Origin of the sequence: Streptomyces solincola (assembly GCF_002982015.1) — a bacterium.
Lineage (GTDB): Bacteria > Actinomycetota > Actinomycetes > Streptomycetales > Streptomycetaceae > Streptomyces > Streptomyces solincola.
Genome location: NZ_PVLV01000304.1, coordinates 1 through 16,938, shown reverse-complemented (window position 1 = coordinate 16,938; position 16,938 = coordinate 1). Strand labels below are relative to the sequence as shown.

General features: G+C 71.9%; 12 protein-coding genes. 3 read left to right on the top strand and 9 right to left on the bottom strand.

What is annotated here, in order from left to right; all coding sequences use genetic code 11:
* Positions 1 to 509 precede the first annotated feature (509 nt).
* The 3 genes from C6N75_RS19870 to thyX all read right to left on the bottom strand — a co-directional run bounded on the left by C6N75_RS19870 (position 510) and on the right by thyX (position 4,188).
* Positions 510 to 2,195: a ribonuclease J gene (locus C6N75_RS19870; protein ID WP_105870265.1), complete on the bottom strand. Its 1,686-nt coding sequence runs from the start codon at positions 2,193 to 2,195 to the stop codon at positions 510 to 512.
* A gap of 122 nt (positions 2,196 to 2,317) precedes the next feature.
* Positions 2,318 to 3,217 (bottom strand): 4-hydroxy-tetrahydrodipicolinate synthase, encoded by a 900-nt coding sequence (gene dapA / locus C6N75_RS19865; RefSeq protein ID WP_105870264.1) that lies wholly within the window; start codon positions 3,215 to 3,217, stop codon positions 2,318 to 2,320.
* 227 nt (positions 3,218 to 3,444) lie between these two features.
* Positions 3,445 to 4,188: an FAD-dependent thymidylate synthase gene (thyX, locus tag C6N75_RS19860; RefSeq protein ID WP_105870263.1), complete on the bottom strand. Its 744-nt coding sequence runs from the start codon at positions 4,186 to 4,188 to the stop codon at positions 3,445 to 3,447.
* Between the two features lie 242 nt (positions 4,189 to 4,430).
* Here thyX and C6N75_RS19855 point away from each other — a divergent pair, with 242 nt between their 5' ends.
* Together C6N75_RS19855 and C6N75_RS19850 are read left to right on the top strand one after the other, a co-directional pair.
* Positions 4,431 to 4,697 (top strand): hypothetical protein, encoded by a 267-nt coding sequence (locus C6N75_RS19855; protein WP_105870262.1) that lies wholly within the window; start codon positions 4,431 to 4,433, stop codon positions 4,695 to 4,697.
* Positions 4,698 to 4,804: 107 nt separating this feature from the next.
* Positions 4,805 to 5,365 (top strand): hypothetical protein, encoded by a 561-nt coding sequence (locus C6N75_RS19850; RefSeq protein WP_105870261.1) that lies wholly within the window; start codon positions 4,805 to 4,807, stop codon positions 5,363 to 5,365.
* A gap of 46 nt (positions 5,366 to 5,411) precedes the next feature.
* Here the strand turns inward: C6N75_RS19850 and C6N75_RS19845 are convergent, their stop codons facing one another.
* From C6N75_RS19845 to eccD, 6 genes are all read right to left on the bottom strand, one after another.
* Positions 5,412 to 5,867 (bottom strand): hypothetical protein, encoded by a 456-nt coding sequence (locus C6N75_RS19845; protein ID WP_105870260.1) that lies wholly within the window; start codon positions 5,865 to 5,867, stop codon positions 5,412 to 5,414.
* A gap of 8 nt (positions 5,868 to 5,875) precedes the next feature.
* The gene (gene dapB / locus C6N75_RS19840; RefSeq protein ID WP_105870259.1) at positions 5,876 to 6,631 is read right to left on the bottom strand and encodes a 4-hydroxy-tetrahydrodipicolinate reductase; all 756 of its coding nucleotides are present in this window, start codon (positions 6,629 to 6,631) and stop codon (positions 5,876 to 5,878) included.
* A gap of 23 nt (positions 6,632 to 6,654) precedes the next feature.
* Entirely contained in the window at positions 6,655 to 8,034 is a 1,380-nt protein-coding gene (locus C6N75_RS19835; protein ID WP_105870258.1) for a M16 family metallopeptidase, read from the bottom strand.
* Positions 8,031 to 10,253 (bottom strand): polyribonucleotide nucleotidyltransferase, encoded by a 2,223-nt coding sequence (locus C6N75_RS19830; RefSeq protein WP_105870257.1) that lies wholly within the window; start codon positions 10,251 to 10,253, stop codon positions 8,031 to 8,033. Before C6N75_RS19830 ends, C6N75_RS19835 begins: the two co-directional genes overlap by 4 nt.
* 349 nt (positions 10,254 to 10,602) lie before the next feature.
* Positions 10,603 to 10,893: a 30S ribosomal protein S15 gene (gene rpsO, locus C6N75_RS19825; protein ID WP_105870256.1), complete on the bottom strand. Its 291-nt coding sequence runs from the start codon at positions 10,891 to 10,893 to the stop codon at positions 10,603 to 10,605.
* Positions 10,894 to 11,096: 203 nt separating this feature from the next.
* Positions 11,097 to 12,602, bottom strand: coding sequence for a type VII secretion integral membrane protein EccD (eccD, locus tag C6N75_RS19820; protein WP_181160541.1), 1,506 nt, complete (start codon positions 12,600 to 12,602; stop codon positions 11,097 to 11,099).
* A gap of 330 nt (positions 12,603 to 12,932) precedes the next feature.
* Here eccD and eccCa point away from each other — a divergent pair, with 330 nt between their 5' ends.
* Positions 12,933 to 16,916: a type VII secretion protein EccCa gene (gene eccCa, locus C6N75_RS19815; protein ID WP_105870255.1), complete on the top strand. Its 3,984-nt coding sequence runs from the start codon at positions 12,933 to 12,935 to the stop codon at positions 16,914 to 16,916.
* The last annotated feature ends 22 nt before the right edge of the window (positions 16,917 to 16,938 follow it).

The window sequence follows — 16,938 nt, the reverse complement described above, 5'->3', positions numbered from 1 at the left end:
GGTAATCCGGTGACACATCACGTGAAGAGTGGAACGGAAGAAGGAGGAATAGTCCCTCGACCGTTCACAGCGTCCTCGCTGTGTGTGTTTCAAAGGAACCTCATCCGCAGACCATGACGGCCCTTGGACGGGGTATCAACATATCTGGCGTTGACTTTTGGCACGCTGTTGAGTTCTCAAGGAACGGACGCTTCCTTCGTACTCACCCTCTCGGGCTTTCCTCCGGGCAGTTTCCCTTCGGTACTTCGTGTTTCCAACCTTACCATATTCGCTTTCCGTTCCGTTTCCGGTCTGGAATGTGAATCCGGTGGCCGTTGGAGGGCCTTTGCCTTTCGGCGCTCCCGAACTTTATCAGAAGTTCTGAGTCGGGATTTCCCTCCGCGGTGGAACCCTGCGAGCGCATGGCAGCGCCTCGGGGGTCCGTGCGGGAGGAGTCGTCAACGTACTGGAGCGGGCCGCCCCGATGCAAATCGGGGCGGCCCGCTCCTGGTGACGGTCCGTCGGGGGCGTCAGACCTCGACGACCACCGGGAGGATCATCGGGCGCCGGCGGTAGGTGTCCGAGACCCACTTGCCCACCGTGCGGCGGATGAGCTGCTGGAGCTGGTGGGGTTCGGCGACGCCGTCGGCGGCCGAGCGGGACAGGGCGTCCTGGATCCGGGGCACCACCGCGTCGAAGGCGTTGTCCTCGATGCCGGAGCCGCGTGCGTGGATGTGCGGACCGCCGGTGATCTTGCCGGTGGTGGAGTCCACCACGACGAAGACCGAGATGATGCCCTCGTCGCCGAGGATCCGGCGGTCCTTGAGGGAGGACTCGGTGACGTCGCCGACGGAGAGCCCGTCGACGTAGACGTAACCGGCCTGGACCTTGCCGGTGATCTTGGCCCGGCCGTCGATCAGGTCGACGACCACGCCGTCCTCGGCGATGACGATCCGGTCCTTGGGAACGCCGGTCAGCGCTCCCAGCTCGGCGTTGGCCCGGAGGTGGCGCCACTCGCCGTGCACCGGCATCAGGTTCCGCGGGCGGCAGATGTTGTAGAAGTACAGCAGTTCGCCGGCCGAGGCGTGTCCGGAGACGTGGACCTTGGCGTTGCCCTTGTGGACGACGTTGGCGCCCCAGCGGGTGAGGCCGTTGATGACCCGGTAGACCGCGTTCTCGTTCCCGGGGATCAGGGACGACGCCAGGATGACGGTGTCGCCCTGGACGATGCGGATCTGGTGGTCGCGGTTGGCCATCCGGGACAGTGCCGCCATCGGCTCGCCCTGGGAGCCGGTGCAGACGAGCACCACCTCCTCGTCGGGGAGGTCGTCCAGCGCGCGGACGTCGACGACGAGGCCGGCCGGCACCCGGAGGTAGCCGAGGTCCCGGGCGATGCCCATGTTGCGGACCATCGAGCGGCCGACGAAGGCGACCCGGCGGCCGTACTCGTGGGCGGCGTCCAGGATCTGCTGGATGCGGTGGACGTGGCTGGCGAAGCTGGCCACGATGATCCGCTTGCGGGCCCCGGCGAACACCGAGCGCATGACGTTGGAGATGTCGCGCTCGGGCGGGACGAAGCCCGGCACCTCGGCGTTGGTGGAGTCCGAGAGGAGGAGGTCGATGCCCTCCTCGCTCAGCCGCGCGAAGGCGTGCAGGTCGGTGAGGCGGTTGTCCAGCGGGAGCTGGTCCATCTTGAAGTCGCCGGTGTGCACGACCATGCCGGCGGGAGTGCGGATGGCCACGGCCAGGGCGTCCGGGATGGAGTGGTTGACCGCGACGAACTCGCAGTCGAAGGGGCCGAGCCGCTCGCGGTCGCCCTCCGCCACCTCAAGGGTGTAGGGGCGGATGCGGTGCTCCTGGAGCTTCGCCTCGATGAGCGCGAGGGTCAGCTTGGAACCGATCAGCGGGATGTCCGGCTTCAGGCGCAGCAGGTAGGGGACGCCGCCGATGTGGTCCTCGTGACCGTGGGTGAGGACGATGCCCTCGACCTTGTCCAGGCGGTCCCTGATGCTCGTGAAGTCCGGCAGGATCAGGTCGATGCCGGGCTGCTCCTCCTCGGGGAAGAGCACGCCGCAGTCGACGATCAGCAGCCTGCCGTCGAACTCGAAGACGGTCATGTTCCGGCCGATCTCGCCGAGACCGCCGAGCGGGGTGACGCGCAGGCCGCCCTTGGCGAGCTTCGGGGGTGCGCCCAGTTCGGGATGCGGATGACTCAAAAGACTCTCCTCACCACGCGCGCCACGGACCCGTGCGGGCACGTGGCGCGCGTGACATTCGTACACGTGCTGTGTGGTGTGCTGCCGTTTTCGGTTGTGGTGTTCAGTTGTGAAGTCTGGTGTCAGAGCTGTACCCCGCCGGCGGCGAGGTCGATCTTGAGCTGGGCCGTCTCGTCGGGGCTGAGCTCGACGAGCGGCAGGCGCAGCGGGCCGGCCGGGTGGCCCTGGAGGGTGAGGGCGGCCTTGGTGGTGATCACGCCCTGGGTGCGGAACATGCCGGTGAAGACGGGCAGCAGCCGCTGGTGGACCTCGGTGGCCTTCTGGACGTCGCCGGCCAGGTGGGCTTCGAGCAGTGCGCGCAGCTCGGGGGTGACGACGTGGCTCACGACGGAGACGAAGCCGACCGCGCCGACGGAGAGCAGCGGGAGGTTGAGCATGTCGTCCCCGGAGTACCAGGCGAGGCCGGAGCGGGCGATGGCCCAGCTCGCGCGGCCGAGGTCGCCCTTGGCGTCCTTGTTGGCGACGATCCGCGGGTGGGCGGCGAGCCGGACGATGGTCTCGGTGTCGATGGGGACGCCGCTGCGGCCGGGGATGTCGTAGAGCATCACGGGGAGGCCGGTGGCGTCGGCGATGGCCGAGAAGTGCCGGTACAGGCCCTCCTGTGGGGGCTTGTTGTAGTACGGCGTGACGGCGAGCAGGCCGTGCGCGCCGGAGCGTTCGGCGGTGCGGGCCAGCTCGACGGAGTGGCGGGTGTCGTTGGTGCCGATGCCGGCGATGACGTGGGCGCGGTCGCCGACCGCTTCCAGGACCGCCCGTACGAGCTGGTCTTTCTCCGCGTCGCTGGTGGTCGGGGACTCGCCGGTGGTGCCGTTGACGACGAGGCCGTCGTTGCCTGCGTCCACCAGGTGGGCGGCGAGTCGCTGCGCGCCGTCGAGGTCGAGTGCGCCGTCCGCCGTGAAGGGCGTGACCATGGCGGTGAGGACCCGTCCGAAGGGGGTCTGCGGAGTGGAGATCGGAGCCATGGGTAACACGCTACTCGCTGCTCAGCGCGCGGGGTCCCCTCGGGGGACGTAGGGAGGTGGAGCCCGGCACTGCCTGCTCGGGGGTTCAGGCAGTGCCGGGTCCGTTTGATCAGCCTAGATGAACTTCTTGAAACGCCGCAATCCGGACACTTCGGGTGGGTGGTGAAGGGCCCGGACTCCCGCTCCCGCGTGCGCCGGGGCGCTCGGCGGGCGGTGCCGCGCAGCGGTCAGGGCGCGACGCGGCCGTTGGCGTTGAAGGCGGCGTGGGTCAGCGGCATCAGCCGGGCCCACTGCTCCTCCATCTTCTCGCCGACCATCTCGATCTCCCGCTGCGGGAAGGACGGCACCTTGGCCAGCTCGTGCTGGGTGCGCAGGCCGAGGAAGTGCATCAGCGAGCGGGCGTTGCAGGTGGCGTACATGGAGGAGTAGAGGCCGACGGGCAGGACGGAGCGGGCCACCTCGCGGGCCACGCCGTCGGCGAGCATCCGCTGGTACGCCTCGTACGCCTGGACGTACGACTCCTCCATGGCCTCGGTCACCGTGCGGTGCTGGTCCTCGGTGCCCTCGACGAAGACGTACTTGCCGGGGCGGCCCTGCTGGACGAGCTTGCGGGAGGCGTCCGGGACGTAGAAGACAGGCTGGAGCTCCCGATAGCGGCCGGACTCCTCGTTGTAGGACCAGCCGACCCGGTGCCGCATGAACTCGCGAAAGACGAAGATCGGGGCGCTGATGAAGAACGTCATCGAGTTGTGCTCGAAGGGGCTGCCGTGCCGGTCCCGCATCAGGTAGTTGATCAGGCCCCTGGAGCGCTCAGGGTCCTTGGTCAGCTCCTCCAGGGACTGCTCGCCGGCCGTGGAGACCCGGGCCGCCCACAGGACGTCGGAGTCGCCGGCGGCGCTGCGCACCAGGTCGACGGTGACGTCACTGCGGAAGTCGGGCTTCTTCGGGGTGTCGGCGGGGGTGTCGGTCACCGGCGGTCCTTCCACTGTCTTCGCTCGGGGCGGCGACCACTCTACGGGCGTACGGAGGGTCGCGGCGCACGGGCGGAAGGTGACCGCCCGGGTGCGGGAAGCGGCCGGAAGGGGACGCGGACACATTGTCGGATCGATATCGGGCAATCGGGCACCGAAACGTCGTGCCGTGCGTCTGACCGGTTGAGCGCGGTGGCGACGTACGCCACACGAGAAGCACCGACCGCAAGGAGTGTTCACCGATGACTTCCTCCCAGCTTCCGCTGGGCAGCTCCCGCAGCGAGGCCGTCCCCTTCCAGTTCGTCGCGGACGCCGAGCGCTTCCGCAGCAACGTCACCCCTCCGGCGCGGCAGCGTCCGAGCCTTTCGCAGGTGGCGAGCCGTACATTGGTCGGGCTGACGGTGGTGGCCGCTCTGGCCGGGTCGCTGCTCTTCGGCCTGCCGGCCATGGAAGCGGGTCCGGCGACGACCGGGCACAGTCAGCAGTCCGAGGCATCCGACGGGCGCTGACCTCCCGGTCCGGCCCGGCGGGCACCCTGGAGTGGCCGGTCGCCGCGACGCTGGGTAGCCTCACCCCGCACAGCCCCATCGAGCATGTGTATGAGTGAGGATCTGTCGTGCCCCTGCCTTTTCTGACGGCCGACCGCGGTTTCGACAGCGACGAGGACGTCGCGCTCCCCTTCGACGACGACCATGACCAGTGGCGCCGCCCCTACCGTCCCGGCCCCTGGAGGGTCGGGGCCGCGGCGCTGGCGCTGCTGGTGGCGTCGTTCATGCTGCTGGCGACCGTGATCATCGCGTTCGCCGGGGCGGGCGGGGCGGCGCTGCTGTGCCTGGTGCTGGCCGGTCTGGTACTGGCGGCGGCGCTGCGACTGCTGCGGATGGGCACCTGGGTGAGCCGGCACGGCGTGCGGCGGGTGGGCTTCCTGCGCACCTCGACGCTGCCGTGGGCGCGGGCCCGGACGGTGCGCACGGTGCAGCAGCCGGTGCGCTGGCTGGGACTGCCGCGGACGGTGCAGGGGCAGGCGCTGGTCCTCGTACCGCGGGAGAAGGGTGAGCAGCTCGTGCTGCTGACCGACCACAGCGCGGACTTCCTGTCGCGGGTGGAGGCCTTCGACCGGGCCGCGGACACCGTGGAGGCGTGGAGCGCCGAGTACGCCGACGACGCGGCCCGCTGACGCCGTAGGACAGGACACGGACGGGACGCCGTCCGGTCCGCCTTCCTCAGGAGGCGGCCGGGCGGCGTCCGTCGTGCAGGGCGATGGCGCGCTGCATGGCCTTGCGGGCGCGCGGGGTGTCGCGGGCGTCCTGGTAGGCGACGGCGAGCCGGAACCAGCAGCGCCAGTCGTCGGGGGCGTCCTCGGTCTCGGCACGGCGGCGGGCGAAGACGGCGTCGGCGGAGTCGCGGTCGATCCGGCCGCCGGCGGTGCGCTCCAGCTCGTCGATGGGCAGCCCGCCCTCGGCCTCCAGCTCGACCGCGAGCCTGTTGGCGCGGGTGACGAAGCGGGTGTTCTGCCAGAGGAACCAGACGCCGATGAGCGGCAGGGTGAGGGCGGCGAGCCCTATGGCGACGGCGATCGGGGTGCCGACGCCGATGAGGGCGACGGCACGGCCGCCGACCAGGACGAAGAAGACGACCAGGACGGCAGCCGTGACGAGGTAACTGATCTTGGCGCGCATGGGTGGTGTCAGCCCAGGTCCAGGAAGTGTTCCAGCCCGAAGGTGAGGCCCGGGGCGGCGCCGACGCGGCGGGCACCGAGCAGGATGCCCGGCATGAAGCTGGAGTGGTGCAGCGAGTCGTGCCGGACGGTGAGGGTCTCGCCCTCGCCGCCGAGCAGCACCTCCTGGTGGGCCAGCAGGCCGCGCAGCCGCACCGAGTGCACGCGGACGCCGTCCACGTCGGCGCCGCGGGCGCCGTCCAGTGCGGTGGCGGTGGCGTCCGGCTGGGGGGCGGAGCCGGCCTGGGCGCGGGCGGCGGCGATCAACTGGGCGGTGCGGGCGGCGGTGCCGGAGGGGGCGTCCACCTTGTTCGGGTGGTGCAGCTCGACGACCTCGACGGACTCGAAGTAGGGGGCGGCGAGCTGGGCGAACCTCATGGTGAGGACGGCGCCGATGGAGAAGTTCGGGGCGATGAGGACCCCGGTCTCCGGGGACTCGTCCAGCCATCCGGTGAGGGTCGCCAGGCGCTCCTCGGTCCAGCCGGTGGTGCCGACCACGGCGTGGATGCCGCGGGCGACGCAGTAGTCGAGGTTGGCCATCACCGAGTCGGGGGTGGTCAGCTCGACGGCGACCTGGGCGCCGCTGTCGGCGAGGGCGTCCAGGGAGTCGCCGCGGCCGAGGGCGGCGACCAGCTCCATGTCGTCGGCGGCCTCGACGGCGCGGACCGCCTCGGAGCCGATACGGCCCTTGGCGCCGAGGACGGCGACCCGCAGCTTGCTGCTCATGTCTCTCCAGTGATCAGGGGTTCTCAGGCGACGGCCTGGTGGAGGCGGTCGGCCTGCTGGTCCTTCAGCGGGCCGATCACCGACAGCGAGGGGCGCCGGGTCAGGAGGTCGGCGGCGACGGCGCGGACGTCGTCGGGGGTGACGGCGGCGATCTTCGCCAGCATGTCGTCGACCGACATGTGGTCGCCCCAGCACAGCTCGCTCTTGCCGATGCGGTTCATCAGGGCGCCGGTGTCCTCCAGGCCGAGCACGGTGGAACCCTTGAGCTGGCCGACGGCGCGGGCGATCTCGTCCTCGGGCAGGCCCTCGGCGGCGACCCGGTCCAGCTCGGCCCGGCAGATCTTCAGCACGTCGTGGACCTGGCTGGGCCGGCAGCCGGCGTAGACGCCGAACAGGCCGCAGTCGGCGAAGCCGGAGGTGTACGAGTAGACGCTGTAGGCCAGGCCCCGCTTCTCCCGGACCTCCTGGAAGAGGCGGGAGGACATGCCGCCGCCGAGCGCGGTGTTGAGCACGCTCAGCGCCCAGCGCCGCTCGTCGGTGCGCGGCAGGCCGGGGACGCCGAGGACCAGGTGGGTCTGCTCGGTGCGGCGGCCGATCACCTCGACCCGGCCGGCGGTGCGCAGGGCGCGGGCGCCGGTGCGCGGGGCGAGCGGGACGGCGTCGGTGCGGTCCAGGGCGCCGGCCCGGTCGAAGGCGCGGCGGACCCGGCGTACCACGTCGGCGTGGTCGACGTTGCCCGCGGCGGCGACGACCAGGTGGGTGGGGTCGTAGTGCTTGGTGTAGAAGCGGCGGATGCGGTCGGCGGTGAGCGCCTCGATGGTGTCGACGGTGCCGAGCACGGGGCGGCCGAGCGGGGTGTCGCCGAACATGGTCTTGGCGAACAGGTCGTGGACGACGTCTCCCGGGTCGTCCTCGGTCATCGCGATCTCCTCCAGGATGACGCCGCGTTCGGCGTCCACGTCCTCCTGGCGGATCAGCGAGCCGGTGAGCATGTCGCAGACCACGTCGATGGCGAGCGGCAGGTCGGTGTCGAGGACCCGCGCGTAGTAGCAGGTGTACTCCTTCGCCGTGAAGGCGTTCATCTCGCCGCCGACGGCGTCGATGGCGGAGGAGATGTCCAGGGCGCTGCGGGTGGCGGTGCCCTTGAAGAGGAGGTGCTCCAGGTAGTGGGTGGCGCCGCCGAGGGAGGGCGTCTCGTCGCGGGAGCCGACGTGCGCCCAGATGCCGAAGGTGGCGGAGCGGACGGAGGGCAGGGTCTCGGTGATGACCCGCAGCCCCCCGGGCAGGGTGGTGCGGCGGACGGTGCCGACGCCGCCGGCGCCCTTGAGGAGCGTTTGGGTACGGGCGACGGCCCGCGCCTCCGGGGAGGTGCGGGCCGTCGTCTTCGGGCTGCGGGACGTCACTTGTCGGCGTCGGCCTTCTTGTCGTCGTCGGAGCCGTCCTCGTCCGCGAGGACGGGGATCAGGGAGAGCTTGCCGCGCTGGTCGATCTCGGCGATCTCCACCTGCACCTTGGCGCCGACCGCGAGCACGTCCTCGACGTTCTCCACGCGCTTGCCGCCGGCGAGCTTGCGGATCTGCGAGATGTGCAGCAGGCCGTCCTTGCCGGGCATCAGGGAGACGAACGCACCGAAGGTGGTGGTCTTGACGACTGTGCCCAGGTACCGCTCGCCGACCTCCGGCATGGTCGGGTTGGCGATGCCGTTGATCGTGGCGCGGGCGGCCTCGGCGGCCGGGCCGTCGGCGGCGCCGATGTAGATGGTGCCGTCGTCCTCGATGGTGATCTCGGCGCCGGTGTCCTCCTGGATCTGGTTGATCATCTTGCCCTTGGGGCCGATGACCTCGCCGATCTTGTCCACGGGGATCTTGACGGTGATGATCCGCGGGGCGTTGGGGGACATCTCGTCCGGGGTGTCGATCGCTTCCATCATCACGTCGAGGATGTGGAGGCGGGCGTCGCGGGCCTGCTTGAGGGCCGCGGCCAGGACGGAGGCCGGGATGCCGTCCAGCTTGGTGTCGAGCTGGAGGGCGGTGACGAACTCCTTGGTGCCGGCGACCTTGAAGTCCATGTCGCCGAAGGCGTCCTCCGCACCGAGGATGTCGGTGAGGGTGACGTAGTGCGTCTCGCCGTCGATCTCCTGGGAGATCAGGCCCATGGCGATGCCGGCGACCGGGGCCTTGAGCGGCACACCGGCGTTCAGCAGGGACATGGTGGAGGCGCAGACGGAGCCCATGGACGTCGAGCCGTTGGAGCCGAGGGCCTCGGACACCTGGCGGATCGCGTAGGGGAACTCCTCGCGGGTCGGGAGCACCGGCAGCAGGGCGCGCTCGGCGAGGGCGCCGTGGCCGATCTCGCGGCGCTTGGGGGAGCCGACGCGGCCGGTCTCGCCGGTGGAGTACGGCGGGAAGTTGTAGTTGTGCATGTAGCGCTTGCGCGTCACCGGGGAGAGGGTGTCGAGCTGCTGCTCCATGCGGAGCATGTTGAGGGTGGTGACGCCCAGGATCTGGGTCTCGCCACGCTCGAACAGGGCGGAGCCGTGCACCCGCGGGATGGCCTCGACCTCGGCGGCCAGGGTGCGGATGTCGGTGACGCCGCGGCCGTCGATGCGGACCTTGTCCTTGATGACGCGCTCGCGCACCAGGGACTTGGTCAGCGACCGGTAGGCGGCGGAGATCTCCTTCTCGCGGCCCTCGAACTGCGGGAGCAGCTTCTCGGCGGCGAGCGCCTTGACGCGGTCCAGCTCGGCCTCGCGGTCCTGCTTGCCGCCGATGGTGAGCGCCTGGGCCAGCTCGGTGCGGACGGCGGCGGTGAGCGCCTCCAGCACGTCGTCCTCGTAGTCGAGGAAGACGGGGAACTCGCCGGTGGGCTTGGCGGCCTTGGCGGCGAGGTCGGACTGGGCCTTGCAGAGCACCTTGATGAAGGGCTTGGCGGCCTCCAGGCCGGCGGCGACGACCTCCTCGGTGGGGGCCTCGGCGCCGCCCTTGACGAGCTGGATCGTCTGGTCGGTGGCCTCCGCCTCGACCATCATGATCGCGACGTCGCCGTCCTCCAGGACACGGCCGGCGACGACCATGTCGAAGACGGCGTCCTCCAGCTCGGTGTGCGTCGGGAAGGCGACCCACTGGCCCTTGATCAGGGCGACCCGGGTGCCGCCGATCGGGCCGGAGAAGGGCAGGCCGGCGAGCTGCGTGGAGCAGGAGGCGGCGTTGATGGCGACCACGTCGTAGAGGTGGTCGGGGTTGAGCGCCATGATCGTCTCGACGACCTGGATCTCGTTGCGCAGGCCCTTCTTGAAGGACGGGCGCAGCGGGCGGTCGATCAGGCGGCAGGTGAGGATGGCGTCCTCGGAGGGGCGGCCCTCCCGGCGGAAGAAGGAGCCGGGGATCTTGCCGGCCGCGTACATCCGCTCCTCGACGTCCACCGTGAGGGGGAAGAAGTCGAGCTGGTCCTTGGGCTTCTTCGAGGCGGTGGTGGCCGACAGCACCATGGTGTCGTCGTCCAGGTACGCCACGGCGGAGCCGGCGGCCTGGCGGGCGAGGCGGCCGGTCTCGAAGCGGATGGTGCGGGTGCCGAAGGCGCCGTTGTCGATGACGGCCTCGGCGTAGTGGGTCTCGTTCTCCACCAGTGATTTCTCCGTTTACGTTGTCGTCTTTGCTTCGCGTCGTGTCCCCGCTCGGGCCCTTCGGCGGGCCCGGGCGCCCGTGCGGCGGGGACGAGGGGAGAAACCGTCTGTGCGGGCCGGTCTTCGATCGAAGCACCCGGGGGCGTGCTCCCGGGGGCCACTACCGAGGACCGGCGGCGGGGGCTTCTCCTGTGCGATGGCACGGGGCTTGCGGTGTGCTGTTGTCGTACTGCTGCCGCACCGCTGCGGTGCGGTCGTCCCCTCCAGCGTACAAAGCCGGAGTGACACCACGCACGTACGGCGAAGGGAGCGGCCCCCTGGAATCGGGAACCGCTCCCTTCACGGCGTCTTACTTGGCGCCGCCGGCCGCGCCGCGGCGGATGCCGAGGCGGTCGACCAGCGCACGGAAGCGCTGGATGTCCTTCTTGGCCAGGTACTGGAGCAGGCGGCGGCGCTGGCCGACCAGGATCAGCAGGCCCCGGCGGGAGTGGTGGTCGTGCTTGTGGGTCTTGAGGTGCTCGGTGAGGTCCGAGATGCGGCGGGAGAGCAGCGCGACCTGGACCTCGGGGGTACCGGTGTCGCCCTCCTTGGTGCCGAACTCGGCGATGATCTGCTTCTTCACGGCGGCGTCGAGAGACACGCGGTACTCCTTGAGGTGTTCGTACGCCTGCGAGTGCCCCTGGTCTTGGTCTCAGGGGAGCTTCGGTGACTCGGCGGGCGAAGGTCCGATGGGCGCAGCTCCCGGGTGCATCCGGGAGCGCGAACGCGAACGGCCGTCACACAGCGTACCAGCCTCGGCGGCGGCCGTGGCGCGGGCCGGGTCCGCCCGGGAGCGGGCCCCGCTCAGGAGGTCAGGGCCCGGATGGAGTGGTAGACGTCGAAGACGGCCAGGGCCAGCGGGGCGAGGGTGAGCAGCACGAACGCCTCGGCGATCTCCAGGAAGCGGCCCCAGAAGGGGGTGACGCCGGCCCGGGAGACGATCAGGCCGACGGAGACGACCACCGCGGCGACCACGGCGACGGCGGCGGCGAGCCACACCGTGCGCAGGTCCAGGCCGGCGCCGTCGCCGCGCAGGGCGGCCTCGACGAGGTGCCGGGGCGGGTTGAGGCTGAGGCCGATGCCGAGGACGGTCAGCGAGGCGAGGCCGGAGGCGAGCGCGCAGCCGACCTGCGAGGTGTAGCGGAAGAGGTGGGCGCGGGTCATCATCGCCAGCCCGGTGGCCAGGGCGAGCAGCCGGGGCCAGACGCCGTCGGAGAAGCCGAGGACCGCGCTGGCGCCCACCGCGAGCAGCGCGCAGCCGCCGACGAGGCCGACGAGCAGTTCGTGGCCGCGGCGGGCCTGGGCGGTGATGCGCTCGGCGTCCACCGGGGCGGGCGGCTCGGCGGCCTCGCCGTAGCCGCCGGCGGAGGGGCGGGGCGGTTCGAAGCCGATGGGCAGCTTGGCGAAGCGGGTGGACAGGCCCGGCAGGAAGGCGAGGGCGCCGGCGGCGACGGGTGCGCACACGGCGGCGGTCTCGGCCGGGGTCATCCCGGTGAGGATGCCGGCGAAGACGGCGAGGGAGGCGACGGCGGAGGCGAAGACGAAGGCGACGAAGGGGCTGTCGCCGCGCGGGGACAGCAGGGTCAGCACGGTGGACAGCAGCAGGACCGTGCCGCAGGCGAGCAGGGCCTGGAGACGGCCGGCGCCCTGGCCGTCGGCGAACGGCAGCAGTCCGGCGCCGGCGACGGCCGCGTTGGCCAGCGCGCCGATGCCGAAGGCGGCGGCCGCGCCGCGGTCGTCGTAGACCCGGGCGCGCACGCCGGCCAGCGCGAGCAGGGCCAGGGCGGCGACGCCGGCGAGGACGCCGGGCAGGCCGTTCATGTCGTGCCGGGGGTCGGAGGTCCACAGCACGAAGGCGAGCAGGACGAGCAGGACGGCGCCGCCGGTCAGGCCCGCGGCCCGCATCAGGGCGTCGGACCACAGGGTGCGGTCGCGGGAGACGGCGGAGGCGACGGCGTCGGAGACGTCGTCGAAGACGGCCGGCGGCAGCGACTCGGCGAACGGGCGCAGGAAGAGCAGCTCGCCGTCCAGGACCCGCTGGGCGGTCAGCGAGCGGGCGGCGTCCAGGACGGTGCCGTCGCGCCGGACCAGGTGGTAGCCGACGGGCGCGCCGGCGGCGGGGCTCTGCCCGGAGAGCCGCAGCACCTCGGGGTAGAGGTCGGCGACGGGGGCGTCGTCGGGCAGGGCGAGGTCGACCCGGCCGTCGGGGGCGACGACGGTGACGCGGCAGAATCCCGTTCCGCCGCCGGACGGCGCCGCGGGGGCCGGGTGGCCGCTTCCGGCGGTCGCGGCTGAGGCGGTGATGCTCACCTGCTGCTTCCCCTCGTCATTCGTACGTCGCTCGCCGGTCGCCGGTGCGCCGGTGGCTCGTACGGGTGTGGCTCGTACGTGTGAGTGGTGCCGGGGCGTGGCTTTCGCGCGGCCCGGGACGGCCGGGCGGGACGCGGGGTGTTCGCGCTCCCGGCCGTCGGTTCCCGGGGCCCGGCAGGGGCCCTGGGCACACGGCCGCGGCGGCACGGCCGTCACCCTACCGCCCCGGTGCGCGGGGGGTCGCAAGTAGGATCCCCTCCCGCGAACGGAACCCGCCGCCACGGGGGCGCCGATACGAACGTTTCCGTCCGCCAAGGGAATTGGTGAGCTGTGAGTCAGATCGTCGTGAAGCGCCCGCCGCGGGCCCTGCCGTCCCAGGTGCCGGAGGAGCCGGTGCAGCTCCAGCCGCCGCCCGAACTGCCCAAGGGGCAGCAGGAGGGCATGCTGATGCAGATCCTGCCGACCCTGGGCATGGGCGGCTCGGTGGTCTTCTTCTTCATGACGCCGAACCCGGTGATGCGGATCATGGGCATGGTGATGATCGCCTCCACGGTCGGCATGGCGATCGCGATGATGGTCCGCTACCGGCGCGGCACCCAGGGCGAACTGGCCGGTCTGCGGCGGGACTACCTCTCCTACCTGGCGCAGACCCGGCGTACGGTGCGGCGCACCGCGCGGCTCCAGCGGGACGGGCAGTTCTATCTGCACCCGGCGCCGGAGCAGTTGTGGGCGCTGGTGGCCGAGGGCAGCCGGGTGTGGGAGCGGCGGGTCGGCGACGACGACTTCGGCCAGGTGCGGGTGGGGCTCGGCGGGCAGCGGCTGTCCACCGAGCTGATCGCGCCGCAGACCGGCCCGGTGGACGAGCTGGAGCCGCTGACGGCGGGCGCGATGCGGCAGTTCGTCGAGGCGCACGCGATGGTGGAGCAGTTGCCGGTGGCGGTGTCGCTGCGCGCCTTCCACCAGGTGACGGTGGGCGGTGAGGCGGAGGCGGTGCGCTCGGCGGCCCGGGCGATGGTGTGCTCGCTGGCGGCGCTGCACTCCCCCGAGGACCTGGTGATCGCGGTGGCCGCGGGCGCGGAGGAGGCGGCGCACTGGGACTTCGCCAAGTGGCTGCCGCACACCCAGGCGCCGGGTGCGGGTGACGGCGCCGGTTCGCGGCGGCTGATCACCACCGACGCCCGGGCGCTGGACGAACTGCTGGCGGCCCGCATCGAGTCGCGGCCGCGCTTCCACCCCGGCGGGCAGCCCCTGCTGGACCAGCCGCACGTCGTCGTGGTCCTGGACGGGCAGTACCTGTCGCCGCTGTCCGCGCTGGCCCCGCAGGAGGGCTTGCAGGGGGTGACGGTGGTGCAGGTGGCGGCCGGCGCGGCCGCGGGCGGCGCGGTGCGCGGCGGCGGCCTCTCGGTGCTGGTCGGGTCGGACTCGCTGCGGCTGGAGGCCGGTCAGGGCACGGTGTACGAGGGAGTGCCGGACCGCCTCAGCCTGCAAGCGGCGGAGACCCTGGCCGGGCAGTTGGCCCCGCTGCGGATGGCGTCCGGCGCGGACGACGACGAACCGCTCCTCGCCAACCTGGACTTCACCGATCTGCTGAACCTCGGGGACGCCGCGTCGGTGGACACCGCCCGGACCTGGCGGCCGCGTTCGCAGTCGGAGCGGCTGCGGGTGCCGATCGGCGTCGGCGAGGACGGCGCGCCGGTGATGCTGGACCTGAAGGAGGCCGCGCAGGAGGGCATGGGCCCGCACGGGCTGTGCGTGGGCGCGACCGGTTCCGGCAAGTCGGAGCTGCTGCGCACCCTGGTGCTGGGCCTGGCGGTCACGCACTCCTCGGAGACGCTGAACTTCGTGCTGGCCGACTTCAAGGGCGGCGCGACGTTCGCCGGGATGTCGCAGATGCCGCACGTGGCGGCGGTGATCACCAACCTGGCGGACGACCTGACCCTGGTCGACCGGATGGGCGACTCGATCCGCGGTGAGCTGAACCGCCGCCAGGAGATGCTGCGCGACGCGGGCAACTACGCCAACATCCACGACTACGAGAAGGCCCGGGCCGCCGGCGCGGCCCTCCAGCCCATCCCCTCGCTCGTCCTCGTCATCGACGAGTTCAGCGAACTGCTCACCGCCAAACCGGACTTCATCGAGATGTTCGTGCAGATCGGCCGCATCGGCCGATCCCTCGGCGTGCACCTGCTGCTGGCGTCCCAGCGGCTGGAGGAGGGCCGGCTGCGCGGCCTGGAGACATACCTCTCGTACCGGATCGGTCTGCGGACCTTCTCCGCGGGCGAGTCGCGGGCGGCGCTGGGCGTGCCGGACGCCTACGAGCTGCCCAACGTGCCCGGTTCGGGCTTCCTGAAGTTCGGCACCGACGAGATGGTGCGGTTCAAGGCCGCGTACGTGTCGGGGGCCTACCGCGAGGGCGGGCCGGTGCGCGCGCCCGGCGGGCCGCTGCCGGTGGACCGGCGGCCGGTGCTGTTCACCGCCGCGCCGGTGCCGGTGCGCCATGTGCGCCCCGCCGAGCAGCCGGTGGTGCCCGGGCAGCGCAGCGGCGAGGACGACGCACTGGCCGACACCGTGCTGGACGTGATCGTGCGGCGTCTGGAGGGCCGCGGCGTGGAGGCGCACCAGGTGTGGCTGCCGCCGCTGGACAACCCGCCGGCGCTGGACGACCTGCTGCCGGGCCTGGCGGCGGTGCCGGGCCGCGGACTGACCCAGCCGGGCTACGAGGGGGCCGGCCGGCTCGTCGTGCCGATCGGCGTCGTCGACAAGCCGTTCGAGCAGCGCCGGGAGGCGCTGTACCGGGACTTCTCCGGCGCGGCCGGCCACATGCAGATCGTGGGCGGCCCGCAGTCCGGCAAGTCCACCCTGCTGCGCTCGCTGGTCGCGGCGTTCGCACTCACCCACACCCCGCACGAGGTGCAGTTCTACGGGCTGGACTTCGGCGGCGGCGCGATGGCCTCGCTCGCCGGACTGCCGCACGTCGGCGGGGTGGCGTCCCGCCTGGACCCGGAGCGGGTGCGACGCACGGTCGCCGAGGTGTACGGCATCCTGGCCCGGCGCGAGGAGTACTTCCGCAGCGCCGGGGTCGACTCGATCGCCACCTTCCGCAGGCTGCGGGCGAACGGCGAGATCAGCGTCGCGGACCAGCCGTGGGGTGACGTCTTCCTGGTCATCGACGGCTGGGGCGCGTTCCGCAGCGAGTACGAGGCCCTGGACCAGATCATCCTGGACATCGCCTCGCGCGGCCTGGGCTACGGCATCCACCTGGTGCTGACCGCGTCGCGGTCCATGGAGGTGCGGGCCAACCTCAAGGACCACCTGATGAACCGCCTGGAGCTGCGGCTGGGCGACACCATGGACTCCGAGCTGGACCGCAAGGCCGCGGTCAACGTGCCGACCGGCGTCCCCGGGCGCGGCCTCACCCCGGAGAAGCTGCACTTCATGGCGGCGGTGCCGCGGATCGACGGGGTCGGCTCCGGCAGCGAGCTGTCCGAGGCGACGGCGGCGATGGCCCGCGAGTGCGCCCGGCACTGGACGGCGCCCGGCGCGCCCGAGGTACGGCTGCTGCCGCGCGAACTGCCGGCCGGCCGCCTCCCGGCGGGCTACGCGGCCCCCGAGCGGGGCGTGGCGTTCGCCATCGACGAGAACAACCTGGAGCCGGTGTTCGCCGACTTCGAGCGGGACCCGTTCCTGCTGGTCTTCGGCGACAGCGAGTCGGGCAAGTCCAACCTGCTGCGGCTGCTGATCAAGCAGCTCAGCGAGCGGTACGAGGGCGACTCCTGCAAGTTCTTCGTCATCGACAACCGGCGCGCCCTGCTGGACGCCACCCCGGCGTCCCACCTGGCCGAGTACGTGCCGATGTCCAACATGATGGAGCACCACGTCGACGCGCTGCACGACCTGATGCAGCGGCGCACCCCGTCCGCGGACGTCACCGCCCGCCAGCTCCGCGAGCGCAGCTGGTGGCAGGGCCCGACGGTGTACGTGGTGGTCGACGACTACGACCTGGTGTCCACCTCCAGCGGCAACCCACTGGCCAGGCTGACCGAACTGCTGCCGTTCGCCCGCGACGTCGGCGTGCGCTTCATCATCGCCCGCAGCGCGGCGGGCGCCTCGCGCGCCTCCTACGAGGCGTTCCTCCAGCGCATGATGGAGCTGGGCGCGCAGGGCGTGCTGCTCTCCGGCGACCCGCAGGAGGGCGATGTCCTCGGCGGCGTGCGGATGCGGCCGATGCCCAAGGGCCGCGGCATCTTCGTCTCCCGCCAGCGCGGGAACCCGCTGGTGCAGACGGGGCTGATGCCGCCGGTGGAGGAGGGGTAGGCCACGGCGGGGGGCCGGAGGG

Bases quoted from the DNA above. Each gene is read 5' to 3' on its own strand.
- dapB (WP_105870259.1), bottom strand. From the start codon at position 6,631: ATGAGCAGCAAGCTGCGGGTCGCCGTCCTCGGCGCCAAGGGCCGTATC.
- dapA (WP_105870264.1), bottom strand. From the start codon at position 3,217: ATGGCTCCGATCTCCACTCCGCAGACCCCCTTCGGACGGGTCCTCACC.
- C6N75_RS19855 (WP_105870262.1), top strand. From the start codon at position 4,431: ATGACTTCCTCCCAGCTTCCGCTGGGCAGCTCCCGCAGCGAGGCCGTC.
- C6N75_RS19845 (WP_105870260.1), bottom strand. From the start codon at position 5,867: ATGCGCGCCAAGATCAGTTACCTCGTCACGGCTGCCGTCCTGGTCGTC.